This is a genomic window from Thermoactinomyces sp. CICC 10735, assembly GCF_016055175.1.
In the GTDB taxonomy this organism is placed as follows: Bacteria; Bacillota; Bacilli; order Thermoactinomycetales; family Thermoactinomycetaceae; genus Thermoactinomyces; species Thermoactinomyces vulgaris.
The window spans coordinates 217732-244224 of sequence record NZ_JAECVT010000003.1; the positions used below are offsets into that span (position 1 = coordinate 217732).

The following is a 26493-nucleotide window of genomic DNA, read 5'->3' on the forward strand; positions in this document are numbered from 1 at the left end:
GACGGACAGAGGCAATATCTTTATTTGATTTGACCTGCTTTTTAATTACTCCAGAAGGCACCGCCAATTTTGAATGCACTCACCGGGCAGGAATGCATCCAATTTTTCTTTAGTTCCTTGCAAAATCCTCGGAACAAATTCCCCGTTTTCGTCCATAAACGGCCCATGATAGGTTAAGTAACAAATCTCACACAGCACAACAAGCGCCTTGATCCACCCTTCCAGATCGGGGGATAGTCTTTTTAATGTGATATCTCCTTGACCGTGTCGCGCATAATACATTCCTTTGGATTTCATGTCGTAGATCAAAGGATCGAGACCTTTGTCTGCAATCACAATCCAATCATCTTTCCACTCCGGATCCCTTTTCATATTTTGCAAATCGTGGCTGAAATTCATCTGCAAATCAATCAGTTCCTCCGGCTCGTACAATTGAATTGGATTTCCGCCAAAATCCAGCTCACCCATCCGCGGGGCGCTTCCCTGTACCAACCCGCCAGCTCTTCATCCATCCCCAATGCCTCTCTCAGTTCCCGGACAACCGTATCATCCGTGCATCTGCTTCAATCTGCAATTGCTCCTTAGCCTCACTCCCTTTCCACCAACTAAATCTTGTTAACTTCATTACTTTGGCACCGACTATCCCTTTCAGCAAATCGGTTATTTCAGCCGGGACATATTCACATCCAATTTGGATCTCCATAAAAACCACCTTATTTCCACGCATCAATAAATCTTTATGAATGCAGTCCCCAGATCATTTACAGGACATCCAAGACGTTCACCAAGCACTTCCGTCCTCTGCCTTTTTGAAAAGTAATCTTCAAATCCTTTTTTCATGATTCCACATCCTGATCGTCATAATCTCAATTTCTTGATAATATCATCAATCCCTGACCTGGCGTTCCCGTAAGTTCCCCGGATTAAAAAAAGAGACTGAATCACAGACTTTTTAAGAACTTTTTAAAAGGGCTTCTATCACATCAACCACAGCGCTGACAGTCGGGGCTAATGCAGAAATCCCGGCCACGATGCCACTAAACTCCGTTAACGACTTATTTAACCCTTTCAATACTCCTTTTGTACATTTCCCGTTTTCAATCTGGCTTTTGGCTCCATTGACACTCAGCAGATATTCATCTTTTGTTTCCTCATCAAGCTCGGTTGTCGTTTCAATCCGCTGGATCAATTCATTTAGCTTTTGTTTCAATTCCTCTACTTTTTCTTCCTTGGGATCAAGATGATTGCTGACATTTATGTTGGCATTTCTATTATCCATTGTGGCATTGCGGTTGTCTCCGATTTGAGTGCCATTCATCATAATGTTATTAAAATTTAAGGAAAAATTTCCGTTTCCCATTATCCGTTTCTCCTTTCAAGTATATAAAGTGGCATTTTCATTCATTCCAAATTGCGAGCGGTCAATGATACTATTCACAATGTTCATTTTATAAATCTGATGGGTTTTCTCAGGCAACTCCCGGTAAAAATCTTTTTTCATCCTTTCAAGCAAATCATTCACTTCTACTTCTTCCGGAAGTGCCGGTGCAAAAGCTGTTTCAGTTGCCAACACACTCATTTTTCTCAGTTTTCCGGAAGGCTCATTCCGATTCACACCGATATACCTCAAATCCCCAAAAGTCAAAAACGCTTTTTTTGCTCTTGAAGCGGCAACATTTAAAATATAGGGTTCCCGGTCAAAAAAGTGTTGATCCGTAATGGAAGTATATGTCGGGGAAAAAACAACCACGTCAAACTCGGCCCCTTGCAGCGAGTGGACGGTTCCCACAACAATTTGGTCAATCCCCAATTCTTTTAAGTATTTCCGAATGACTCTCGCCTGTTGGGCAAACGGGGTCAACACGGCCAATGTGTCCTTTTGTTTATCTTCCTTTATGTTGTACAAGTCAAAGAAATCTTGAATCCACAAGGCAATGGTTGCGGCTTCAATATGATTAATGCGACTGGAGCCGGAGGGTTCTTCCTGTCCTTCAATATCGACAAATCCGAGATTCGGAATGGAATATGGACTTTTCTGTCCCGAACGAACAATTAAGTTTTTCCCATAGAACAACTGATTAAAATATTTTGCAATGGAAGGATGACAACGGAAATGCTCTTTTAACATAAACGGTTTCAAGTCTTCATCCAAATAACGTGTCAAGTAGTTGGCAAGTTTCAGCATACTTCCATCCGGTTGATGGAGCCCCATGGCTTCAATATCCAACGAAGTCTTATGTAAACCGGCCTCTTTGATATTCACTTCGCATCGCTCGCGGGACAAATTGGAAATCGGTGGTAATTGTTTGGAATCGCCGACCACCAGTCCTTTTTTGGCAAACGAAAGAACCGGAAACATATATTGCGGCAACACCTGGCTTGCCTCATCAATTATCAAAAGATCAGCAAACCCATAAAAATAATTGTACTTCTCATTGAAATATACCGGTGCCATATACATGGTCGATACAAAACACGGAGTCAACATCGCCACTTCCCGGTAAAAATCTTTTCGATCACTAAATTTTCCTTGCTTTTGTATGATTCTTTCTTTTGCCCGTTCAATCCATCTTGCTTCCCAATAATGAGTGGAAAGATGAAAGGCCAGCACCCTGTGCATTTTATCAAACGCTTCCTGTGCACGAAACAGATCCATGGGAATCTCTTCTTTATATTTTTTATATTTCTCTTGCAAATGAGTTAATTCATTTTGTGCTTGCTCATTTCTCTGTTTTAATTCTTCTGCTTTGGCCTTTTTGGCTGTCAGTTGACAGATCTTTTGATTACATTCTTTTTCCAATTCTTCCAAATAAGTTTCAATGGTTGTATCTTCATAGGAAGGAATGGAAGCACTGCTTAGAACTCTGTCCACAAACCGTTGATTGGCATAAACAAACCATTTTTCGAAGAATTTGTTTACCACCGGTAGCCGCAACAAAAATTTTTCCAATGGCTTTCGAATGCCTTTGTGTTTATCCCATGCATACATTTTCGCTTCAATGGCCTGTTTTTCTTTTTCCAAATCATTCAGCTGATTGCTCCAATGGGATAAAACCTGGTCCAAACTTTCAGCCTTGTATTCTTTCAGTAACTCGTGGATTTGCTTTGCCGTCAAATAATCCTCTGTCAAAACCCCCATCACTTCGTTTATTTCACCGACTGCTGTTTGCAACCTTGCATGCAACAGTTGTCTCGCTGATTTAATATCAGGAATGCTGAATCCGAAGTATCTGGAGGTTGCATTCAAAAAAGCTTTTTCGTATCTTTTTATATCTTGTTCGTCCAGCTCCTCGAAGTGGATCCAGTTTGTTTTCAGACTTTCTTTGTCATAAAAAATTAACTGGTAATCTTGGTGGTCCCCCTGTTTGGACGGAGCGATGCAATATGTCCCCAAACTTTTTACATCGGGAATCCATCGTTTTGCCAATAGTTCAATGTTATGAAAATGGTCTCCACTTGGAAATTGGTCTCTCTTCAGCTCAATGTTCTCGTCAAATGTTTTTAAAATGTTGGTGATGGCAAGATTTGTGCCGCCCGAAGCCAACAGAACCGGAGGAACATCACTTTGATCCAATGCGGAACAAACCCACATCGAAGCAAACACACTTTGCAACAGGGTCGTTTTCCCTGTTCCCGGCGGCCCCTCAATGGATAATAACTCTCCATCCTGCAACGCCAAAAAGTGATGAAGTGCCTTGCGTTGGGATTCAGTGAGCGGATCTTTGTTTTTGATCTGCCCTAAATGTTTTAAAGCCATGGTTTCATGATTTGACAATGTTCCTTGTTGCAATTCTTCTTTGGGGAGAAACAATTTAGAAACGAGCGGACTTTTTTTACAAAGCTCCGTGTATTTCTTTTTGCTGTACTTATTGACAATATGATTTTCATAAAAATTTTTCACATGACGGTCCGTGGCCGATCCCAAACATTCATTTGCATCAAATATAATGACTTCTTTCAGTTCCTGATAAGTCCCTAAAGTAATGAGCGAAATCACATTATCCAACACACGACGGGAAAAATCCTCGCATATTTCCAACGTCCGCTTCCAGCTTGGATTTGTCGGGAAAGGATGGTCTTTCCAATACCTTTCCACTCGTTCCAGAGAAGAAAATGTTAAATCCCCTTTGGAAGGACGTAAATATTTTCTCGGGATAAAAGGTTGACGTGTGGCCACCAATTCACCTGTTGATGTCACTTTGGCCGGTATCACCAACCAAACGGAATAGACATATGTCGACTCCCCGTTCTCTTGGTATTCTTTTTTCCGGTATAACTTCGGGCATATAAACAATTCACTGTTTTCATCAGTGCAATGCTTAGCCAATTGCGTAAAATCTGAAATTTTACCCGAATAATATTCCTCTCTGCTAATGCTGTGCAAGGGATTGATATTTCTTTCATTGATGTCCATATACCGGTTTTCTTCCAGATTGAGATTCCAATATTTTAAAAGCTCTTTATGAATAATAAAGGACACCTTCTTTCCCACTGTTATTTCATCGTCAACAATCATTTACATTATATCATTATCAATAAATTTATTTCATCATCTGTTTTCGAAACAGGAAGCAGCGGGAGAAATTCTCACGATTTCATCAAACGGATTCATATTTTATCGCTGGAATTTAAAAATCAAAAAACCCCTGCATTCCGCAGAGGTTTTGATTTGGTGCTGGAGACAGGATTCGAACCTGCGACCCCTTCATTACGAGTGAAGTGCTCTGCCAGCTGAGCTACTCCAGCATGGTATTTCATTTTTGGTGGAGGCGAGCGGAGTCGAACCGCTGTCCGAAGACATCGCCACGCCAGCTTCTCCGAGCGCAGTCACTGTATTGAAGCTTCGCCTTCCATACTGCCCAGTGACAGGCGTTATGAAAGACTAGCCACTCAAGTTTCGCTTTCCGACCAGTGGCCGATCGGTCAGCTAGCCTGCTTGGTTATGAGACCCGGCAACTCCACACAGGCAATGGAGAGGCGGATCCTGGCTGGTTTAATTAAGCAGCCAGAGCGTAGTTTTCTTGTTTGCCAGTTACATTTGGCATTTGCGTTTTTAACGAGTTCGCAACCCCTCGGCTCGCTACTGACGCTCGATCTGTCCCCGTCGAATCCCAAGAACGCCCCCGAGATTCTGAGGAAATATCGAGCAATCTTTTCGCTACAGTTCAAGATTATAACACCATATAGAAAATCATGCAAGCATTTTTAACGATAATTTTGTTCTTTGAGTTTGCGTTCGATCATGCGCTCTGCATCCCGTTTGGCGGCGGTTGCCCGTTTATCGTACAGCTTTTTCCCGCGAGCGAGTCCCAACTGCAATTTGGCGAAACCGTTTCGCAGATGAATGTCAAGCGGAACCAACGTTAGCCCCTTCGTCTTGATCAAGCCGTGCAATTTGTCAATCTCTTTTTTGTGCATCAGTAATTTCCGGGTCCGGGTGGGATCCACATTAAACCGGTTTCCCTGCTCAAACGGGCTGATGTGCATGCCAATCACAAAGGCTTCGCCGTTTTCTATCCGTGCATAGGCATCCCGCAAATTGACACTGCCTTTGCGGACCGACTTGATTTCTGTTCCGGTGAGAACGATGCCAGCTTCATATTGTTCTTTGATTTCATAATCATGAAATGCTTTTTTGTTTTTGGCAATCACCTTGACGCCTTTGTTTTTCATCGTTTTCACCTCGCCCCGGTTCTCCGTAGAAATGAATGGCAGATTTTATTCTAACAAGAAATGTTTTGTCAAGTCAATCATTATTTCCGGTCCGTTCCAAAAGCGAAGGAAAACTCCTTCGCTTTTGGGCGGAGGGCATTTTTTTATTTTTTCTTTGCTTTATTGCGGTATTTTTTCTTTTTCTTCTTCTTTTTCTTGTGCTGCTTTTGTTCTTTTGTTTTTGATTGGAAAGCTTCACGGTCCACTTCATAATACTTGCCTTTTTTTCCGCGCTTTTTCTCTTTTTCCCCGGATGCTTTTTTGGCTTTGATTTTCTTCCCTTTCTTTTTCAAGACCACGTCCTCTCCGGGGAAATGTTCCAACAGTTCAAAGTCGATTTTACGCTCGTCGATGTTGACCCCGCTCACTTTGATCCGCACTTTGTCCCCGATGCGCATGATCCGGCCGGTCCGTTCGCCGATCAGGGAATAAGAACTTTCATCATAATGGTAGTAATCATCCGTCAGGTAACTGACGTGCACCAGCCCTTCCACGGTGTTGGGCAGTTCCACAAAGATCCCGAACGAGGTCACGCTGCTGATGATTCCTTCGTACTCATCCCCGATCTTATCCATCATAAACTCGGCGATTTTCAAATCCTGGCTTTCTCTCTCCGCATCCACGGCAATGCGTTCGCGGATGGAAGATTGTTGAGCTGCATCCGGGAGGATTTCGTTTAATTCATCAATCCGCTCCACCGACAAGCTGCCCTTTGTCAACACTTCGCGGATGATCCGGTGAATAATGAGGTCCGGATACCGGCGGATCGGCGAGGTGAAATGACTGTAAAAAGGAGCCGCCAGACCAAAGTGGCCGATGCAATCTGCGGCATACTTGGCCTGCTTCATCGAGCGCAACATGACGGTGCTGATGACATGCTCTTCCCGTTTTCCCCGGATCTTCTCCAGCAAGGATTGGAGCGCGTGCGGCTTGACCTGATCCGGCCGCCCTTTGACCGAGTAGCCAAAGCTGGTGATGAATTCATAGAAAGCTTTCAGTTTCTCGGCATCCGGATTTTCGTGAATCCGGTACACGAACGGAACCTCCAAACGGTAAAAATGCTCGGCCACGGTTTCATTGGCCTTCAGCATGAATTCTTCGATCAGTTGTTCGGCGATGGTCCGGGGACGTTTGACAATGTCCACCGGCTCCCCTTTCTCATTGATGACCACTTTCGCTTCGGCAAAGTTAAAATCGATGGCTCCCCGTTGCAGACGTTTTCTGCGAAGGGTTTTCGCAAGATCGGCCATCAGGCGGAAGTCTTCCACCAAAGGCCGGTACCGCTCGATCAGTTCCGGGTCTTCATCCACGACGATTTTTTTGACATCGGTGTAAGTCATGCGCTCATTGGTACGGATCACGCTGGGGAAGATGTCATAATCGACCACATTGCCTTCCGGGTCAATCTCCATGTCACACGTCATGGTCAGGCGGTCCACTTTGGGATTCAAACTGCAGATGCCATTGGACAAACGTTTGGGAAGCATGGGAATCACCCGGTCCACCAGGTAAACACTGCATCCCCGTTCATAAGCTTCCCGGTCCAAAGCGGAACCTTCTTTGACATAGTAACTCACGTCGGCAATATGAACGCCCAGACGGACATTGCCGTTTTCCAGACGTTCCACCGAAACGGCATCATCCAAATCCTTGGCATCTTCCCCGTCAATGGTGACCATGGTACGTTCGCGCAAGTCGCGCCTTCCCTGGATTTCTTCTTCGCTGATTTCCCCGGGAATTTGCTCTGCTTCGGCCAGCACCTCTTCGGGGAATTTTTCCGGCAATCCGTGTTTTCGGATGATCGACAGAATGTCGACTCCCGGATCATCCTTATGCCCGAGGATCTCGATGATTTCCCCTTCCGCGCTGTGGCGCCCGGCAATCTGGTGCAGTTTGACGACCACCTTCTGCCCATCCCTGGCGTTCATCTGCAACTCGTGAGCGATAAAAATATCGGCCGGAATCCGTTTATCATCCGGAATCACAAAGCCGAAATGGGAAGACAAGCGGCGGAACGTTCCGACAATGCGGTCCCGTCCCCGTTTCAACACACGGACAATTTCCCCTTCCGGCCGCCGGTGCTCCGATTTTCTTTTATGAATGCGCACCAGCACCAAATCGCCATCCAACGCGCCGTTCATATCGTTCAGATGGACATAAATATCATCTAGATGGGCCGCATCGGGAATGACAAAGCCAAATCCTTTGGATGTTCCCTGCAAAGTGCCGCGCACCAGGTTGAACCGCTCCGGGACACCGTACCGTTTAGCCCGGGTTTGCACAATTTTTCCATCTTCTTCCATTTGCTGAAGCAGTTTGACAAACGCTTCCCTCTCTTCTTCCCCAATGCCGAAGACTTCGATCAGTTCTTCCAGCATCAGCGGCTTATAAGCTTGTTCCAACATAAAACGCCGAATCTCTTGTTCTGTGATCATACCTCATCTGCTGTGGGGAGATTCCCCGCGACAGATGCTTCACCTCACTTCTTATCGTTCATGGATGTTAAAGACACGTGCTTGATAAAGTGATCCACTTCATGAAATAATTTTTTTCTCTCTTTGTCCAACGTAATGATATGGGAAGATTTTTCATACCAAGACAGATGTTTGTGCCTGGATGAAATGGTCTCATAAATATATTTGGCACTTCGGGACCGGATGGTTTCATCTTGCCGCGATTGAATAATCAGTGCCGGAACTTCCACTTTGGGCAAATTTCGTTTTAACCGGCGAAGCAATTTCATCAGTTCCCCGACACTTTTGACGGGAGTCCGGTCAAACGGGACAAGATAGGCATCCACTTCCGGATCGGGGTGATTTCCTTTGGGTTTAAACCGGTAAAAACGATAGGCAAACCCGGCCAAAAATGCCCGCCGGTCCCGGACCCACACTGGAGCGCACATGGGAATGACCCCATCCATCGGCTTTTCGGCGGCAAGAAGCAGTGACAGGACGCCACCCATCGATAAACCGGCCACAAACAAGTGATCCAAGTCGGCTTTCGAGCGGATTTCATCATAAGCATCCAACGCGCTTTGCCACCAGTCCCGCCACCCGGTTTGCTCCAAATCTTCGGGTGTTTTGCCATGTCCGGCCAACAGAGGCGCATAAACGGTGTAACCTTTCTCCTTGAAAAAGTCCCCCATGGGCCGCATTTCAGACGGCGTCCCGGTAAAGCCATGTATCAATAGGATGCCCGTTTTTCCCCCGGAATAAAAAAAAGGTTCAGGTGAACGTTGTACCACTTTCATGATTGTGCATCCCCTTGGTTCGGATTTTATTTTTTAATATTCTAACCATAGCACACCCGATGAAAAAATGGAAAGAAATCCGACCGGAACTTCCCAAACAAAAAATCCATCCGAAGATGGACTTACCAAAGGATTATGGGGTATGTTCCGTCACATAATACAGATGAACTGTCGAAGTTTGCCCTTCCATGGGGACATTCAAAACAAACGTGATTTCATGGCCATCGTTGAGCAAATAGGTGACATAATAATCTCCCTCCGCTTCCACAAACCGATCCGCTTCCCCCAATGTGTCAAGCAATTCTTCCAATGTGATCTTTTGCAGGGCGGGATCAAAATCTTCCACCCATGTGACGGGGTTTCCCTTTTGATCGGGATCATAAATAAAGCGGATGTTCCGGTTCCAATAGTTGGCCGCCACACCGGAGTCGTCATCCGGCTCGCCCCACCACTTCTTCACCTCATCCAGCAAACTGCCCACCTGAAAAGGGCCGCTGTTTAAGGTTTTCTTTTCTTGCGCCAGCCACATGATATGTTCCAGGTACGCCCCTGCGTCATTATTCGCGGAAGCCGCCGCAGATGACAAGGGAAGCGCAAAAACGGCAAGAAGCCCCGCTATCAATGCAAAAGACAAAAGACGAAAGCTTCTTTTCACGGGAATCCTCTCCTTTCCGGCAGCGAATGGCCCCCTTCTGATCCCATTATACGAAGAAAAACCGGAATATCATATAGAAAATTCATATAAATGCTTCATTTTTCAACCCTTGTAAAAACAACAAAAAAACCACGACGTACAAACGTCGTGGTTTTTTTGCCTGGCAACGACCTACTCTCCCAGGGGTCATCCCCAAGTACCATCGGCGCTGGAGGGCTTAACTTCCGTGTTCGGGATGGGAACGGGTGGATCCCCTCCGCTATGGTCACCAGACATTTATTATAATAGCATGTCCTTATCCTCTTGGCAAGTCTTTTTTTAAAAAAATAAAATAGAATTCCTTAAAGATATCTCTTAAGGAATTCCAGCTTTAGATTACTTCAAAAAGAAAGCAACAACCAAAGCAACAATAATAAACAAGGCTCCCAACACCACGGTTAACCGGTGCAACAGCGCATCCAAACCGCGTGCTTTTGCTTTTCCCATCAGGTGTTCAGCTCCACCTGCAATCGCACCGGACAACCCTGCACTTTTTCCAGGTTGCAGCAGGACAACGACAATCAACCCGATGCAAATGATTGCAAGGACCCATTTTGAAACAAGCGCCACGTTCACAACCTCCTTGCCGTCTCTCTAGATGACTTTATCATATTCGAATCGGCATTTCAATAATCCGGCGTCAACAGACAAAAGACCGTCGGACATTCAAACAAAAAAGGGCACAGGGAATTTTCCCCGTGCCCTTTATGAGATGTCGGTCATTCTTTTTCGATGGAGCGCAGGTTGTAAAATGCGGAACGCTTCGGATATTGAGCGATATGGCCCAATTGATCTTCAATGCGGATCAATTGATTGTATTTGGCCACACGATCCGTGCGGGAAGGAGCCCCGGTTTTGATTTGACCGGCGCCGGTTGCCACGGCGATGTCCGCAATGGTGGTGTCTTCAGTCTCCCCGGAGCGGTGGGAAATCACTGCGGTATATCCGGCACGTTTTGCCATTTCAATCGCATCAAAGGTTTCGGTGAGTGTGCCGATTTGGTTGACTTTGATCAGAATGGAGTTACCAACACCTTTTTCAATTCCGTCTTTGAGGCGGGTGGTGTTGGTGACAAACAAGTCGTCCCCGACAAGTTGCACTTTGTCACCCAAACGCTCGGTCATTTTTTTCCATCCATCCCAATCGTCTTCTGCCAAGCCATCCTCAATGGAGATGATCGGGTATTTTGAAATCAATTCTTCATAGAAATCGATCATTTCCTCGGAAGTGCGGCTGATGTTTTCCCCGGCAAAGTGATATTTGCCGTCACGATAGATTTCGCTGGAAGCCACATCGAGCGCCAGCATGATTTCTTCTCCCGGTTTGTATCCGGCACGTTCAATGGCGGTCACGATCGTGGACAAAGCTTCTTCGTTGGAACTCAAGTTCGGGGCGAATCCGCCTTCGTCGCCCACGCCGGTCGCATAGCCTTTTTCTTTCAATACTTTTTTCAGGTTATGGAAGATTTCGGCGCCGATCCGGACCGCTTCATGCATGCTTTCCGCACCGACGGGCATAATCATGAATTCTTGAATATCCACATTGTTATCGGCATGAGCGCCGCCGTTTAAAATATTCATCATCGGAACCGGCAGCACTTTTGCGTTAAATCCGCCCAAGTAAGTATATAACGGAACCCCCAAAGCCTCTGCGGCAGCGCGCGCAACTGCCATGGATACTCCCAAAATGGCATTGGCACCCAGGTTTCCTTTGTTTTCGGTGCCATCCATTTCGATCAGGGCACGGTCAATCGCCACTTGGTCCAGTGCATCCATTCCCGTGAGTTGGGGGGCAATCACGTCATTTACGTTTTGAACCGCTTTGAGCACACCTTTGCCCAAGAAACGCTCTTCATCCCCGTCACGCAATTCAACGGCTTCATAAGCACCGGTCGATGCACCGGACGGTACGATGGCGCGTCCCGTTGCACCGGATTCCAATACGACTTCCACTTCCACCGTCGGATTCCCGCGGGAGTCCAAAACCTCGCGGCCATAAACTTCAATGATGGTTGTCATTTGCTTGATCCCTCACTTTTATTTGGATTTGATCATCGATTTTCCTGTCATTTCTTCAGGTTGTTCAATGTTCAACAGATGGAGCAAGGTGGGAGATACATCCGCCAAAATCCCTTTTTCCCGCAAGGTCACTCCTTTTTTCGTCACGATAAAAGGAACCGGGAAGGTGGTATGGGCAGTGTGCGGACTTCCGTCTTCATTCACCACCATGTCTGCGTTTCCGTGATCGGCGATGATCACGGCCACTCCGCCTTTTTCAATTGTCAGGTCGACCACTTTCCCCAGGCATTCGTCAACGGCTTCCACCGCCCGGATCGTCGGTTCCAGTTTTCCGGAGTGGCCCACCATGTCCGGATTGGCGAAGTTCAAGATAATCACATCATGTTTTTCCGCCTCGATTTCCCGGCAAAGCGCATCGGCCACTTCATAGGCACTCATCTCGGGCTTGAGGTCGTAAGTCGCCACTTTCGGCGAATTGATCAAAATCCGTTCTTCACCCGGAAACTTCTCTTCCCGCCCGCCGCTGAAGAAAAAGGTGACATGCGGGTATTTTTCAGTTTCTGCAATCCGCAATTGTTTCAGTTGATGCCGGCTGACCACTTCCCCAAGCGTTTGGGCGAGATCAGTCGGTTTAAAGGCCACTTCGCCGTTTACCGCATCACTGTAATGTGTCAGGCAGACATAAGCCAGGTCTTGCGGATGCTCCGAACCGCGGTCAAACCCGTCAAAGTCCGGATCGGTAAAGGCGAGGGAAAGTTGAATCGCCCGGTCCGGACGGAAATTGTAAAAAATAACTGCATCATGATCGCGGATTTGGCTGACCGGTTCTCCGTTTTTATCCACGATGACCGTCGGGACCACAAATTCGTCATAGACAGACTCTTGGTAGGAGGCTTGTACCGCTTCCACCGGGTCGCCGTACCGGGGACCTTCTCCATAAACCATGGCACGATAGGATTTTTCCACCCGATCCCACCGTTTGTCACGGTCCATTGCATAATAACGTCCTTGAACCGTGGCAATCTTGCCGACACCGGCTTCATCCATTTTTTCCTGTAACTGCCGGATGTATTGGACGGCACTGTCCGGCGCCACGTCGCGCCCGTCCAAAAACGCATGCACATAAACTTCTTCCACTTTTTCTTTGGCAGCCAAATCCAAAAGCGCAAACAAATGGTTGATGTGGCTGTGCACCCCGCCGTCGGAAAGCAGTCCGAACAAATGGAGGCGGCTTTGGTTCTTTTTCACGTGTTCAATCGCTTGAAGGAACGCTTCGTTTTCAAAGAAGCTGCTGTCTTCAATTGCCTTGGTCACCCGGGTCAGATCCTGATACACAATCCGTCCGGCACCGATATTCAAATGCCCCACTTCGGAGTTTCCCATTTGTCCGTCAGGAAGACCGACGGCTTCCCCGCTTGCCTCGAGCGTTGCATGCGGATATTCGTTCCAATAGCGGTCAAAATTCGGTTTGTTGGCTTGCTTGACGGCATTTCCTTCCCGTGCCTCCCGAAGGGCAAAGCCATCCAAAATACACAACAACACTGGTTTGGGTCGGTTCATTGTTTCTCACCTTCACTTGCCTGACTTACCAACGAAGCAAACGAATCCGGCTTCAAGCTGGCTCCGCCCACCAACGCTCCGTCAATGTTTTTCTGCTTCATGAAGGAAGCCACGTTTTCCGGTTTCACACTGCCGCCGTATTGAATCCGCACCGCTTCGGCCACAGATGCATCATACAAGTCGGAAATGGTGCTCCGGATGAAAGAGCAAACTTCCTCCGCATCTTCAGCCGTGGAAGCTTTTCCGGTGCCGATGGCCCAAACCGGCTCATAGGCAATGATCGTTTTTTTCATTTCTTCGGCAGAAAGCCCTTCACAAGCAGATTTCACTTGTGCGGCAACGACTTCCATGGTTTTGCCGCTTTCTCTTTCTTCCAACACTTCCCCGACGCATACGATCGGGATCAAGCCGTGGGCGTGAGCCGCTTTGGTTTTCTTATTCACGTCTTCATCCGTTTCATTGTAATAAGCGCGCCGCTCCGAGTGCCCCAAAATCACGTACTGCACGCCTGCAGCTTTTAACATCGGCAAACTCACTTCACCGGTATATGCGCCTTGTTCTTCATAATGGGCGTTTTGCGCACCGATTCCGATCCCGCTGTTTTTGGTCTCTTCCACCAATGCAGGCAATGCCAGGAATGGTGCGCACAAAACCGTCTCCACATCTTGAGGGAGCTCAGTCTCCTTCAGCTCTTTGACAAAAAGCAATGCTTCGTCAATGGTTTTGTGCATTTTCCAGTTTCCTGCAATCACTGGCTTCCGCATCGAAGCAACCTCCTGTTATTGATCTTGTAGCACCGCCACTCCCGGTAATTCTTTTCCTTCCAAAAACTCCAAGGATGCGCCACCGCCGGTGGAAATATGATCAACCCGATCGGCCAATCCGGATTTTTTGATGGCTGCTGCCGAATCCCCGCCACCGATAATGGTCATGGCTTCGCTGTCAGCGACGGCTTCAGCCACGGCATTGGTTCCTTTGGCAAATTGATCAAATTCAAAAACACCCATGGGACCATTCCAGATCACCAGCTTGGACTCTTTCACAATCGCCTTGTACCGTTCTCTTGTTTTGGGGCCGATATCGACCGCTTCCATGTCTTCGGGAATCTGATCAATATCCACTGTTTTCACCGTGGAAGGATTGGGGCCGAATTCATCGACAACCACCACATCCACCGGCAGTTCAAACCGGACACCTTTTTCTTCCGCTTTTTGCATGAATGATTTGGCCAATTCCACTTTATCCGGATCGAACAACGATTTTCCGATTTCATATCCTTTGGCATGGACAAATGTATAAGCCAATCCTCCGCCGATGATCAAATGGTCCACTTTATCCAGCAAATTTTCAATGACGCCGATCTTGTCTTTCACTTTGGCTCCACCGATAATCGCCGTGAACGGACGTTTCGGATTGTTGAGCGCACTGCTTAACGTTTCAATTTCTTTTTGCAACAAAAGCCCGGCAACGGCCGGCAGATATTCAGCCACTCCGGCTGTGGACGCATGGGCGCGGTGAGCGGCGCCGAAGGCATCATTGACATATAAATCAGCGAGACGGGAGAAGGCTTTGGAAAGCTCCGGGTCATTTTTTTCTTCACCGGGATGGAAACGGACGTTTTCCAAAAGCAACACTTCTCCGTTCTTTAACGTTGACACTTTTTCTTCCACTTCCGGACCTGCCACTTCATCAACTTTGATCACCGGTTGCTTTAAGTATTCCGAAAGCCTTTCGGCCACCGGATTCAAACGCAACTCCTCCACCACTTTCCCTTTCGGCCGTCCCAGATGGCTGGCGAGCACGACTTTGGCGCCTTGTTCCACCAAATGGCGGATGGTGGGAAGGGCCGCACGGATCCGGGTGTCATCAGTAATTTTCCCGTTTTGCAACGGAACGTTGAAATCCACGCGGCAAAACACGCGGATTCCGCGTACATCCACATCTTTGACTGATTTCTTGTTCAAGGGGACTCCCTCCTTAATGCATGAGAAAGAGGAGAATGGTTCTCCTCTTTTCAGGTTCAATTCCGAAATCAGTATAGCATATTTTCAATTAGTATAACTTATTGATCTTTCAACTTTACAGACCTTTGCTGGCAATGTAGCTGGCCAGATCCACTACGCGGTTGGAGTAACCCCATTCATTGTCATACCAGGAAACGACTTTCACCATGTTTCCTTCCAATACCATCGTGGACAGTGCATCAATGGTGGAAGAATGAGGATCACCGTTGTAGTCGACAGACACCAGCGGTTCTTCGGAATAGTTGAGGATGCCTTTCAACTCTCCTTCTGCCGCTTTGCGCAACGCTTCATTCACTTGTTCAGCGGTGACTTCCTGATCCAATTCGGCAACCAAGTCCACAACAGATACGTTTTTGGTCGGAACCCGCATGGCAAAACCGTTCAATTTCCCTTTCAATTCAGGCAGTACCAAGGAAACGGCTTTGGCAGCCCCCGTGGTGGTCGGAATGATTGATTGACCCGCTGCACGTGCACGGCGCAAGTCTTTGTGAGGCAGGTCCAAAATTTGTTGGTCGTTGGTGTAAGCATGGACGGTGGTCATCAAACCGCGGCGGATGCCGAAGTTCTCATGCAAGACTTTGGCAAAAGGTGCAAGACAGTTGGTGGTGCAGGATGCATTGGAAATCACGTGATGGGAAGCAGGGTCGTATTTTTCATGGTTAACCCCCATCACAATCGTGATGTCTTCCCCTTTGGCCGGAGCGGAAATAATCACTTTTTTGGCTCCGCCGATCAGGTGTTTGGCGGCGTCATCCCGGTTGGTGAAGCGCCCGGTGGATTCAACAACAATTTCCACACCATAGTCTGCCCATTTGATTTGGGCCGGATCGCGTTCAGCCAACACTTTGATTTCCCGGCCGTTGACGCTGAAGCCGTTTTCGGTGGCTTCCACTTCGCCGTCGAATTTTCCATGAACCGAATCATATTTCAGAAGATGGGCCAGTGTTTTGGAGTCTGTCAAATCATTGACAGCCACCACTTCCAATTCCGGATGGTTCATCATTGCCCGGAAAACGTTGCGTCCGATACGGCCAAATCCGTTAATTCCCACTTTGATCATGGTAAAATTCCTCCTTGTTATCTATGCAAAGTATCACTGAGGACGGAACCGTCCAAGCGGTCTCATTCCAGCGACAAAATCGCTTTGGCGGCTCCCTCGTCAGTAATCAAAATATCTCTGGAAACCTTGGTGCTGATGGCCCGGATGGCTTCCGCCTTACTCGAGCCGCCCGCCACCGCAATGATATTTTTGGCATTGGCCAAATCATCCAACTTCAAACCCAAGGATTGCACACGGTAAACAATCTCCCCGTTGCGGTTGAAGTAATATCCGAAAGATTCCCCAACCGCCTGTTCACGCTGCAACTTGTCCAAGACGGCTTGGCTTGATTTTCTCCGCACTGCCATAGTCATAGCATTGCCAATCCCGTGAATGACAATGTGCGCTCTTTTAAGGGATTCCAGCACTTCCTGAATATGCGGTTCGCGAAGCAACGTTTGGTAAGCCTGGTCGCTGACTTGGTCCGGCACATGCATCATGCGGTAATGGCCTTTGGTTTTTTTGGCCATGAGCGAAGCAATGTAGTTTGCTTCCAATTCCACCGCTTCCCCGACCCCTCCCCGGGCCGGAACAAACATGGTGGATTTGAAAGCGGAAGACGGCATCATCATTTCCGCGACAGCCAACATGGTGCTCCCTCCGGAGACGGCAATCACCTGATCCGGTTCTGCAATTTTCCGGAGGAATCGCGCACAAGCCCTTCCCATTTCTTTTTTCACCCAATCCGATTGATCCGAGTCGCCGGGAACAATGATGACTTTTTTCAAGTTGAGGCAGGACTCCAAATCACGCTCCAATTGATTGAGTCCAAACAGCTCTTTCATCATCGGTTCCATCTCGGACAACAAATCGGCTCCGCTTTGGGTCAGCCTCATGCCGCTGGAGTCAACAGCCACCAAATCCTGTGTCCTTAAAAAATCGACTTCGGCACGAAGCACGCGTTCGGTGAAATCCAACACGCCGGAAAGGCTCCGCCGTCCCACGGGTTGCATCAATTGAATATGCCGCAGTATCTCATACCGCTTATGCATAACCCTCAGCAAGTCAGGCAATAATTGTTTCTGCAAATTGAGTAGATTTTTCATCAAACCCCCACCATTGGGACGCAATATGTCCCGTGTAGAAAAAATCGTCCCAATCACTCCAAAAAAAATCCCCGATGCTGGGATCAGTTTTATTTTATCCTAAGAGGGCAGTCTTTGACAAGTTTCCTCCGGCCTGATTTTATTGAACATTCACAGAAAACGCTTTCGTTTTGCAGATGATGCGATTCCCATTTCATCCCGGTATTTGGCCACGGTGCGCCGGGAGATCGAAACCCCCTCTGCCTTCAACAGATCCGCAATCTTCTGATCGGATAACGGCTTGGCTTTATCCTCGTTTTCAATCATTTGCCGGATTTTTTTCTGCACCGCACTTTGCGCCATGTCCACTCCGGTATCGGTCTGTAAGCCGGAAGGAAAGAAAAAACGGAACGGAAACAAACCGTTTGGCGTCTGCATGTATTTATGCTGGGTCGCCCGGCTGACCGTCGATTCATGGAGATCGACTTCTTCGGCAATTTGCTTCAATGTAAGCGGCTTCAAATGATCAACCCCGAGCTCAAAAAAGTCACGCTGCCGCTTCACAATGGCTTGGGCAACACGGTAGATGGTGTCTCTGCGCTGCTCAATCCCCTTCATCAGCCACAAAGCGGACTGCACCCAGTTTTTCAGATACCGGCTAACCTCTTCGCCCAATTCATCTTTTTGCCGCAACAATTGCTGATAATACCGGTTCACGGTCAGATTCGGCATATCCCCTTCATTCAGGAGAATCACGTATTCATCCTCCATTTTCTCGACATACACATCCGGTGACACATAACGGGGAGGAGATGAATGAAATTGAAGACCGGGTTTGGGATTGCACGATTTAATCTCTTCCACCGCACGATACACTTCACTCAGATCCACTTGCAAGGCATCGGCGATCTTGCGCCATTTGGCATCCGCCACATCCCGCAAATGCTCCCGGGCAATGCGGATGGCTGTTTCATTGACACTCTCCCGCCGGCACAACTGCAGCTCCACACATTCTCCCAGCGAGCGGGCACCCACACCAGCCGGCTCCATCGATTGAATCACCTTCAAACACTTTGCAAACATCCCGCCATCGATATGCAAGCGCTTACATGCTTCACCGGAACCCAAATCCAAATATCCCTTTTCATCCAGATTGTGAATCAAATACAAACAAACCTTCCGTTCTTTTAAAGTCAGGGAATACTCGCAAAGTTGCGCTTCCAATTCATCGGCCAGCGTTTGATGTCCCGTGACAAAAGACTCAAACGACGGTTCGTCCGGTTCTTTCCGGTAGCCGATCCTGCTTTGCCGGGGCAAGTCACGCATATACTCCATCCACCGGTCCAAATCCGGCTCTTTTTTCTCTGCTTCGGAAACATTCAAAACCGGGTTTTCCATCATTTGGTCTTCTATATATTTTCGCAAATCGGTTGCGGAGAATTGCAAAATCTGAATCGCTTGGCGCAGTTCCGGGGTCATCACCATCTTCATCCGCTGTTCCTGAATCAAGCCAAAACCCACTTGCAGAGCCATTCTCTCATCCACCTCCGCCTACATCATATATGCAGCTCAATAATTTCTTCAATAAACAATTTCAATTATATTTTATCATAATATACCATTCATCATTTTACGCTTTTTTTACCACTCTCTTCCTTGAAAAAAGGGCAAAAAACAAAAAAGGTGCTTTTTGCATAAAAAGCACCTTTTTCTTCTGATGGTGCGCCTACCAGGATTCGAACCTGGGCACCTGGTTCCGGAGACCAGTGCTCTATCCCCTGAGCTATAGGCGCACGTTTTTCGAGTTGACGAAAGAAATTATATCACGGAAAAAATAATCATGCAAGATGTTTTTGGGAAAATTATTTCCAATTTCCGCAGGATGCTCTACACTAAACCCAGAATACATTTCAAAAAAGAAAAGGGGAGCCGAAACATGAACCATTTTCCAACATGGCCAGATTTCAAAGACATGGAGCTGGCATTTTTTCCGATCGGATCCACCGAGCAGCACGGATACCATTTGCCCACCAATACGGACAGCCTCATTGCGACCGCCATCGCCCAAAAGCTGGCAATGAAACATCAGGCATTTGTCGTTCCCACTCTGCCTTACTCTTGCTCCTTTGAGCATGCGGGCTTTCCCGGCAGCATCTCCCTCCGCATCGAGACGCTGTTCTCCATTGTCAAAGATGTGCTTTCTTCTCTGGAACAATCCGGGGTCAAGCGTTGCGTCATCATCAACGGCCACGGAGGAAACAAACTGCTTTCCAACTTCGCCCAGGAGCTCAATCAAAGCAAAAGCAGACTTTTGATCGCCCCGAGCCGGAAACACTGGGAACAAGCTTACCAAAAAGCGGGATTGTCATCCACCCCCTCTCAGGATATGCATGCCGGAGAAGGGGAAACTTCCATCTTGCTCCATTTGTTGCAGGAACAAGCGGTGCAATTGGAAAAAGCGGAAGATGTGGAAGTTTCCGACCGTCCCTTGTTGGAAGTTTTGGGAATGCAGGCATATACCAAAACGGGAACCATCGGTTATCCCACCCGTGCTTCCAAAGAAAAAGGGGAAAAGTTATTCAATGAATTGGTCCGGCAGATTGACCAAACCGTGACGGAATTTCTGCAAATATGAAAGCGATAAAAAACTTTTGAAAAAAAATTTTTTCTCTGCAACTCTTTTTCTGTTCCTTGCGTCTGTTAAGTAAATGGTCCTCCTAACCAGACTATTTTGTTCCCAAAGCTTTTTCGTCACGTTAGAAAAGGCCTTCTCTGTTTCTAAATTCTGTTTATGGATGAAGTCCCAGCTTCGTCCTCCCCCTTCTTTTTCTTATGGGATTCCCCTTATGACATAAATCCCTTTTATTTCAGGGCCCTTGAAGGCCCTGTTTTTTTATTCGTCAAAATTGATTTGACCTTTTTTGACCTTTGGGGTATCATAAAAGTAAAGCAACATCCATGTGGACAGATGAACCTTACCGAATGAAAACCATCCTTGATCCTTGAAAGGAGGGAAGGGTGCCGGACGATCCGTGCATCCCTGATAGATGAATCTAATCCCAATGGTTGTGGAACAAACCAATCGCGGTGAACGTTCCTATGATATTTATTCCCGCCTTTTGAAAGACCGGATTATTTTGCTGGGAAGCCCGGTGACCGACGAAGTCGCCAACTTAATCGTGGCCCAGCTTCTCTTTTTGGAAGCCGAAGACCCGGAAAAGGACATCCATCTGTACATCAACTCGCCAGGCGGCTCCATCACCGCGGGAATGGCCATTTATGATGCCATGCAATACGTCAAACCGGATGTCTCCACCATCTGCGTGGGATTGGCCGCATCCATGGGCGCATTCCTGCTGGCCGCCGGAAAAAAAGGAAAACGGTTTGCCCTTCCCAACAGCGAGGTCATGATCCATCAGCCACTGGGCGGGGCGCAAGGCCAGGCTTCCGACATAGAAATCCGGGCGAAACGAATTTTGCGGACCAGAGACCGCTTGAACAAGCTGCTCTCCGAATTCACCGGGCAACCGTTGGAAAAAATTGAACGGGACACCGACCGCGATTACTTTATGAGTGCGGAAGAAGCACTGAAATACGGTTTGATCGACCAAGTCATGAAACACAAATAAGCTTCGATGCCAAAAGACCTTGGGTGACCTCCCAAGGTCTTTTTATGCTTTCTACGGATTAATAAGGCGTCTCCATCCACTTTTCAGGAGGGACAATTTTCACATGAAACGGATTTGACGGGGTGGCCTCGTTCACTTTTTCATAAACCCGGTTGGCCAAATCCCGGTACTTTGAAGATGGAATGTGTTTTTCCGGCAAAATGTACATGATGATCTTTTGTTGTTTATACTCCACGCGGACATCTTCCACGCCTTCCACATCTCTGGCCACCTGCTTCATCTTGCTTTCCGGAAAACCCATATTGGTGAAAGAGTGGCTGTCTTTGTCCAGCCCTTCCCGTTCTGCGGGCTTTTCAAACCTTTGGCAGGCAAACAACATGACGGATAAAAGACAAAGAAAAAGGCAAAAAAACCGCTTCACAAAGAACACCTCCCTTTCTAGTTTGATGAAGGAAAGCGTTCTTTATGCGCAAAAAAGCCGAAGCAACGGCTTCGACCTGTTATTCATAATCCTCTGCTTTCAATCTTTGTTCCGTCAATACCAGGCTTCCCATCAGGATAAAATGGAACAGCGCGGCCATGCCCGGAAGTTTCAGTGCATAGGCCAATCCGCCTCCGATCACGGTCAATGCGATCCCTGATATCAAAACGGGCCAGCGCAACTTTTTCCACACCAAATAGCCGGAAATAACAAGCGGGATCATCACAAGCATCAACACAACCGGAAATTGGATCTGTTGCGGCACATATTGCACCACTCCGCTCACTTTTTTCGGGACGATTTCCACCCACAAAAAATTGGTGAAGATTCCGAGCACCGTCAAGAAAAAAGTATAAAGGTGATACACCACATGGGTCACAAAGTATTCCGACCATTCAATACGGATGCGCCGCATAATATCAAGGGATACATACACCAGCGTCGGAATCAGCAAAACATGGAGCAAATAACGGACAATGCTCAGCATCTCAAATAATTCGGATTGCCCCACCCAGATCCCGAGCGACAAAACCAAATTGTCATAAACGAATGCCAAAATGATGAATAAAATCCATGAAGTCCCCCAAAAAAAAGATTCCCGAAAGGAACGGAAACTCCAGATAAACAAAGCCAGATATCCAATTGTCAAAACCGGATAAAGGAAAGCATCCATAATTTCCTCCAATCATATGTATCCATCCAAGGGTTTCTTTGTCGGTTATCCAAACGTTCCCCCCAGATTTAATTCCATCATAGTCAAAATTTAACAATTCATACCCGGGAAATGTGACATGCTTTCAACGATTCCGTGTCGTTTTTGACATTCTTTTCCACTTCATGAAAGCGGGCTTGTTCTCTTCCGAAAACGCCCGCTTCCTTTTTTACTCCGGTCTGCTGACCAATTCCACCAGTTTTTCCACCGCTTCTTCCTCATCGGAACCTTCCGCGGTGATGGTGATTTCCGTACCGCGGGAGACCGCCAGGCTCATAATTCCCATGATGCTTTTGGCATTCACTTTTTTATTCCCTTTGACCACAAAAATATCCGAAGCAAACTTGTTCGCTTCTTGCACAAACAAAGCCGCCGGTCGGGCATGAAGTCCGGTTTCCAACTGAACGGTTACTTTTTTTTCTACCATCACAATCCTCCTTACTTCACAATTTCTTCGCAATTTCCTCCAATTTGCGGAGACGGTGGTTAATAGCCGACTTGCTGATCTTTCCTTCCGGCAACAACTGGCCCAATTCCGCCAGGTTGGCTTCCGGATATTTCAAACGGGCTTCAGCGACTTCCCGCAATTTTTTCGGCAATTGTTCCAAACCGATTTCCCGGTCAATCCGTTTGATGTTTTCGATTTGGCGCATGGCAGCCTGAATCGTTTTGTTCAAATTCGCCGTTTCACAATTGACCAGCCGATTCACCGAATTTCTCATATCTTTCATGATGCGTGCGTTCTCAAATTCGAGCAAAGAAGGATGCGCGCCGATGATATTTAAAAACTCCCCGATTTTGTCCCCTTCTTTAATATAAACCACAAAGCCTTTTTTGCGCTCAATCACTTTGGCATGCAAATGAAACTGATTCATCACTTCGCAAAGTGATTGACTATGGTCTTGGTAAGTCGATACAATTTCCAAATGATAAGAAGCGCTGTCCGGGTTGTTGACCGAACCGGCGGCCAAAAACGCTCCCCTTAAATAAGCTCTTTTGCAGCAAGGACGGCCAATGAGGCCAGGGGAGATTCCTTCGACCCTTTCCCATGAATTTTTTTTCATGATGTGCAGTTCTTCCAAAATCCGGCTCGTGTCCGAAGTCAAGCGTATCAAATAAACATTGTTTTTCTTCAAGCGGACTTTTTTGCGCACCAACACCTCGGGATGAATCTGATACAAATTTTTGACCAAAGAAAAAATGTATCGCGCGGTCGACGGGTTTTCAGTCACAATATCGATCATGGGCTTCTTGTGCATAATGTGAACCGTGCCGTTCATCCGGACCAATGCCGACAGTTCAGCCGTCTTGCAACAAGTCTCCGACTGAAGCTGGGTCAATTCTTTTTTGATCATCGCAGTAAATGACATAGAACATCCCTTCTTTTAACCACTTTGCCGCTTTTTCATGCGCTCATGTATCAAGCGGAAAATGTGTCCGCTGATCCGTTCGGCGTCATGGCGCAATACAGACTGATACAACAGCAAGTTATCGGCAACGACATGGCAACCGAGACGGTGAATCTCTTTCATGTCCGGCAAAACCATCTTTTGGCCCCGTTCGGCATATTGCTGTTGGATGGCAAGCGGTGGGACCTCATTATTGATGATGGCCACATCAAACAAGCGTTCACCAACGTGATCATAAATGGCTTGAATGTGGTCACTGGCAGAAAACCCGTCGGTCTCCCCGGGTTGCGTCATGACATTGCAAACATAAATCTTGCAGGCATCGGACTTGCGAATCATCCGGCTCATGTCTTTGACCAACAGGTTGGGAAGAATGCTGGTGTACAAACTCCCCGGCCCGACCACGATGCCATCCGCCGCCTCGATGGCTTCCAACGCCTCGGGAAGGGGATGCGGATCCGGCGGGTTTAAAAAAACACGGCGAATCGGCTTTCCGGTTTGCGGAATTTGTGACTCTCCCTCGACAATGCTTCCGTCCTTCATTTCCGCCATCAACACAACATCCTGCTCGCTGGCAGGGAGAACCCGTCCGCGCACCGCAAGAACACGGCTCATTTCTTTGACCGCTTGCGTGAAATCCCCTGTGATTTCTTTCATCGCGGCGATCATTAAATTCCCCAATGTGTGCCCTGCCAAACCATCCCCGTTTTTGAACCGGTATTGCAAAACACTTTCCAAAAGAGGTTCCGTATCTGCAAGCGCAATCAAAACATTTCGGATATCGCCGGGGGGAGGCATCCGTAAATCATTGCGCAGCCGCCCCGAGCTGCCTCCGTCGTCTGCTACGGTCACAATGGCCGTGATCTCAATGGGCAACTTTTTCAAACCACGTAAAATAACGGACAATCCTGTACCGCCACCAATGCAAACCACACGCGGACGCCTAAATACATTCGAATTCAGGTTCTTCTTTGCCGACAATGCTATCCGCCTTTCTTCATGTCTCGATGTGCGATTCGACAATGCTCCTGTTTATTGAAAGTCTGATACAAATACTCTGCAATGGCCACGGAACGATGTTTTCCTCCCGTGCATCCGATTCCGATCACCAGTTGCGACTTTCCTTCCCGTGCATACCGGGGGATCAAAAACTCCAACAAAGTGGTCAACTTCTCCAAAAACTGTTTGGTTTCCGTCCATTTCATGACGTATTCGGCCACTTCGGGGTCCCGTCCGGTTTGCGGACGAAGGGAGTCAACATAATGGGGATTTGGCAAAAAGCGCACATCGAAAATAAGATCGGCATCGATGGGGATGCCATGTTTAAATCCAAAGGATACAAAGGTCACCATCATTTTGGCCGAATCTTTCTCCGAAATCATGACGGCGATTTTCTCCTTCAGATCGGAAGGCTTCAAATCGCTCGTGTCGATGAGATAGTGTGCACGGCCTTTGATCTCTTCCAACAACCTGCGCTCTTTTAAAATGGCATCCAACGGCGTGCTGCCGGGATAAAGCGGATGGCGACGCCTCGTCTCCTTAAACCTTCGAACCAGTGTGTTGTCATCAGCATCTAAAAAGATAATCCGCGGGTGAATCCCGTGATTTTTAACCAACAGATCCAGTGAATCAAGCAAAGAAGAAAAAAACTCCCGGCCTCTTAAGTCAATCACCACGGCCACTTTATGGTATTTGCTCTTTGATTCTTTCAGAAGCTCTGCAAATTTGGGCAGCAAGATCGGGGGCAAATTGTCTATGCAAAAGTAGCCTTGATCTTCCAAGCTTTGCATCGCTACGGACTTTCCAGCTCCGGACATACCGGTGATGACAACCATATTCACTTCTTGTTTTTGTTCCACGGCCATCACCTCTGAGGCAACCATTTCCTCTTATTATACATTATTTTCCCGTCCTTGCTAAAAGACCCGCAGCCCCGATGAATCCGGCTTGGTTACCCAACCGTGCCAACTCGATCCGGACACCTTGGCCGGCATTTTGTTGCACCTGCTTCCGGTAGTGGTTTTCCAAGGGCTTCAGCAAAGCATCCCCCGCCTTGGAAACACCGCCTCCTATAATGAACAGCGAAGGATTTACCACGACCGAAAGAATGGCCATCGCCCGGGCAAGCGCATCAACGGCCCTTTCCACTGTTCTTTTGGCCAGGAAATCTCCTTTTTCCGCTTCGGCGAAAATTTCTTTGGTTGACAACGTTCCGTTTTGAACCGGAAGTACCAGCGAAGATTCTTCCCCTGCCTCCACCGCTTCACGAACCAGCCGCACCATTCCGGTCGCCGATGCGATCGTTTCCAAACATCCGGTTCGTCCACAGTTACACAACACCCCGTCCGGATCAATCGGAATATGCCCGATCTCCCCGGCAATGCCCCGGGCACCGTGTAAAAGTTTGCCGCCGGCAATAATGCCTCCGCCCACACCGGTTCCGAGTGTGATCAACACCACATTTTGCTCACCGGCACTGGCACCGGTCCATACTTCTCCAAGCGCGGCAACATTGGCATCATTATCAATCTTCACAGGTACTTCAAACGCCGACTCCAGCTGATCACGAATCGGGACATCCCGCCAACCCAGATTGGTCAAATACTTGACAACACCGCCGGGAATATCGAGAAAGCCGGGCAATCCCACACCCACTCCCCCGATTTCCTCCCACGGCACCCGGGCCTCTTTGGCCAAGTCCTGTGTATGGCGTACCATCCGGCGAATCACGCCGTCCGGACCTTCTTCTTTTAGTGTAGGTTTTTCTATGTCTTTGATCACATTTCCGTTCTGATGAACCAATCCGATTTTCATATTGGTTCCACCCAGATCGATTCCGACGAAATACTGCTTCACGTCCACACCCCTCATCGTTCCGGC

Annotated in this window: 24 protein-coding genes, 2 tRNA genes, 1 rRNA gene and 1 other RNA gene; 2 read left to right on the top strand and 26 right to left on the bottom strand. The window is 47.6% G+C overall.

Annotated elements, in window-relative coordinates:
* Nucleotides 1-45: 45 nt before the first annotated feature.
* The 19 genes from I8U23_RS07340 to I8U23_RS07430 form a co-directional block, all read right to left on the bottom strand.
* Nucleotides 46-468, bottom strand: coding sequence for a hypothetical protein (locus I8U23_RS07340; protein WP_198050883.1), 423 nt, complete (start codon nt 466-468; stop codon nt 46-48).
* 484 nt (nt 469-952) lie between these two features.
* Nucleotides 953-1360 carry a hypothetical protein gene (locus I8U23_RS07345; RefSeq protein WP_049720647.1) on the bottom strand — a complete coding sequence of 136 codons (408 nt, stop codon included), beginning with the start codon at nt 1358-1360 and terminating at the stop codon, nt 953-955.
* Between the two features lie 15 nt (nt 1361-1375).
* Complete coding sequence (locus I8U23_RS07350) at nt 1376-4327, bottom strand: AAA domain-containing protein (RefSeq protein WP_165489725.1); 2952 nt, start codon at nt 4325-4327, stop codon at nt 1376-1378.
* Between the two features lie 343 nt (nt 4328-4670).
* Nucleotides 4671-4746 (bottom strand) — tRNA-Thr (locus tag I8U23_RS07355).
* Between the two features lie 15 nt (nt 4747-4761).
* Nucleotides 4762-5125: a transfer-messenger RNA gene (gene ssrA / locus I8U23_RS07360) on the bottom strand.
* Nucleotides 5126-5205: 80 nt separating this feature from the next.
* Nucleotides 5206-5673: an SsrA-binding protein SmpB gene (gene smpB, locus I8U23_RS07365; protein ID WP_049720653.1), complete on the bottom strand. Its 468-nt coding sequence runs from the start codon at nt 5671-5673 to the stop codon at nt 5206-5208.
* Between the two features lie 143 nt (nt 5674-5816).
* Complete coding sequence (gene rnr, locus I8U23_RS07370; RefSeq protein WP_037996137.1) at nt 5817-8147, bottom strand: ribonuclease R; 2331 nt, start codon at nt 8145-8147, stop codon at nt 5817-5819.
* Nucleotides 8148-8191: 44 nt separating this feature from the next.
* Nucleotides 8192-8962 carry an alpha/beta hydrolase gene (locus tag I8U23_RS07375; RefSeq protein ID WP_037996134.1) on the bottom strand — a complete coding sequence of 257 codons (771 nt, stop codon included), beginning with the start codon at nt 8960-8962 and terminating at the stop codon, nt 8192-8194.
* A gap of 133 nt (nt 8963-9095) precedes the next feature.
* Entirely contained in the window at nt 9096-9617 is a 522-nt protein-coding gene (locus I8U23_RS07380; protein WP_037996132.1) for a DUF4309 domain-containing protein, read from the bottom strand.
* Nucleotides 9618-9775: 158 nt separating this feature from the next.
* Nucleotides 9776-9890, bottom strand: a 5S ribosomal RNA gene (rrf, locus tag I8U23_RS07385).
* A 102-nt stretch (nt 9891-9992) separates the two neighbouring features.
* On the bottom strand, nt 9993-10226 hold the full coding sequence (gene secG / locus I8U23_RS07390; protein WP_037996129.1) for a preprotein translocase subunit SecG: 234 nt from the start codon (nt 10224-10226) through the stop codon (nt 9993-9995).
* A gap of 149 nt (nt 10227-10375) precedes the next feature.
* Nucleotides 10376-11674 carry a phosphopyruvate hydratase gene (eno, locus tag I8U23_RS07395; protein ID WP_037996125.1) on the bottom strand — a complete coding sequence of 433 codons (1299 nt, stop codon included), beginning with the start codon at nt 11672-11674 and terminating at the stop codon, nt 10376-10378.
* A gap of 18 nt (nt 11675-11692) precedes the next feature.
* On the bottom strand, nt 11693-13234 hold the full coding sequence (gene gpmI / locus I8U23_RS07400; RefSeq protein WP_037996123.1) for a 2,3-bisphosphoglycerate-independent phosphoglycerate mutase: 1542 nt from the start codon (nt 13232-13234) through the stop codon (nt 11693-11695).
* Nucleotides 13231-13998: a triose-phosphate isomerase gene (gene tpiA / locus I8U23_RS07405; protein WP_037996120.1), complete on the bottom strand. Its 768-nt coding sequence runs from the start codon at nt 13996-13998 to the stop codon at nt 13231-13233. Before tpiA ends, gpmI begins: the two co-directional genes overlap by 4 nt.
* A 15-nt stretch (nt 13999-14013) precedes the next feature.
* On the bottom strand, nt 14014-15198 hold the full coding sequence (locus I8U23_RS07410) for a phosphoglycerate kinase (RefSeq protein WP_049720656.1): 1185 nt from the start codon (nt 15196-15198) through the stop codon (nt 14014-14016).
* 115 nt (nt 15199-15313) lie between these two features.
* Nucleotides 15314-16318 (bottom strand): type I glyceraldehyde-3-phosphate dehydrogenase, encoded by a 1005-nt coding sequence (gap, locus tag I8U23_RS07415; protein ID WP_037996116.1) that lies wholly within the window; start codon nt 16316-16318, stop codon nt 15314-15316.
* A gap of 62 nt (nt 16319-16380) precedes the next feature.
* A complete protein-coding gene (locus I8U23_RS07420; RefSeq protein WP_037996115.1) occupies nt 16381-17403 on the bottom strand; it encodes a sugar-binding transcriptional regulator in 1023 nt (340 codons plus the stop codon).
* 150 nt (nt 17404-17553) lie between these two features.
* Complete coding sequence (gene rpoN / locus I8U23_RS07425; RefSeq protein ID WP_049720657.1) at nt 17554-18915, bottom strand: RNA polymerase factor sigma-54; 1362 nt, start codon at nt 18913-18915, stop codon at nt 17554-17556.
* Nucleotides 18916-19100: 185 nt separating this feature from the next.
* Nucleotides 19101-19175, bottom strand: a tRNA-Arg gene (locus tag I8U23_RS07430).
* A 143-nt stretch (nt 19176-19318) separates the two neighbouring features.
* On the opposite strand from I8U23_RS07430, the gene I8U23_RS07435 reads away from it, so the two are divergent.
* Both I8U23_RS07435 and clpP read left to right on the top strand, forming a co-directional pair.
* Complete coding sequence (locus I8U23_RS07435) at nt 19319-20017, top strand: creatininase family protein (RefSeq protein ID WP_049720658.1); 699 nt, start codon at nt 19319-19321, stop codon at nt 20015-20017.
* 412 nt (nt 20018-20429) lie between these two features.
* Nucleotides 20430-21011 (top strand): ATP-dependent Clp endopeptidase proteolytic subunit ClpP, encoded by a 582-nt coding sequence (gene clpP, locus I8U23_RS07440; protein WP_037997422.1) that lies wholly within the window; start codon nt 20430-20432, stop codon nt 21009-21011.
* Nucleotides 21012-21069: 58 nt separating this feature from the next.
* Here the strand turns inward: clpP and I8U23_RS07445 are convergent, their stop codons facing one another.
* From I8U23_RS07445 to I8U23_RS07475, 7 genes are all read right to left on the bottom strand, one after another.
* Nucleotides 21070-21432 carry a hypothetical protein gene (locus I8U23_RS07445; RefSeq protein WP_037997424.1) on the bottom strand — a complete coding sequence of 121 codons (363 nt, stop codon included), beginning with the start codon at nt 21430-21432 and terminating at the stop codon, nt 21070-21072.
* Between the two features lie 79 nt (nt 21433-21511).
* Entirely contained in the window at nt 21512-22165 is a 654-nt protein-coding gene (locus I8U23_RS07450) for a hypothetical protein (RefSeq protein ID WP_049720659.1), read from the bottom strand.
* A gap of 208 nt (nt 22166-22373) precedes the next feature.
* On the bottom strand, nt 22374-22631 hold the full coding sequence (locus tag I8U23_RS07455) for an HPr family phosphocarrier protein (RefSeq protein ID WP_037997428.1): 258 nt from the start codon (nt 22629-22631) through the stop codon (nt 22374-22376).
* A 16-nt stretch (nt 22632-22647) separates the two neighbouring features.
* On the bottom strand, nt 22648-23574 hold the full coding sequence (gene whiA, locus I8U23_RS07460; RefSeq protein ID WP_037997431.1) for a DNA-binding protein WhiA: 927 nt from the start codon (nt 23572-23574) through the stop codon (nt 22648-22650).
* A 15-nt stretch (nt 23575-23589) separates the two neighbouring features.
* Nucleotides 23590-24594, bottom strand: coding sequence for a gluconeogenesis factor YvcK family protein (locus I8U23_RS07465; protein ID WP_231564640.1), 1005 nt, complete (start codon nt 24592-24594; stop codon nt 23590-23592).
* Nucleotides 24595-24596: 2 nt separating this feature from the next.
* Nucleotides 24597-25478 carry an RNase adapter RapZ gene (gene rapZ, locus I8U23_RS07470; protein WP_037997447.1) on the bottom strand — a complete coding sequence of 294 codons (882 nt, stop codon included), beginning with the start codon at nt 25476-25478 and terminating at the stop codon, nt 24597-24599.
* Nucleotides 25479-25512: 34 nt separating this feature from the next.
* Nucleotides 25513-26469, bottom strand: coding sequence for an ROK family glucokinase (locus tag I8U23_RS07475; RefSeq protein WP_370526925.1), 957 nt, complete (start codon nt 26467-26469; stop codon nt 25513-25515).
* Nucleotides 26470-26493: the final 24 nt, after the last annotated feature.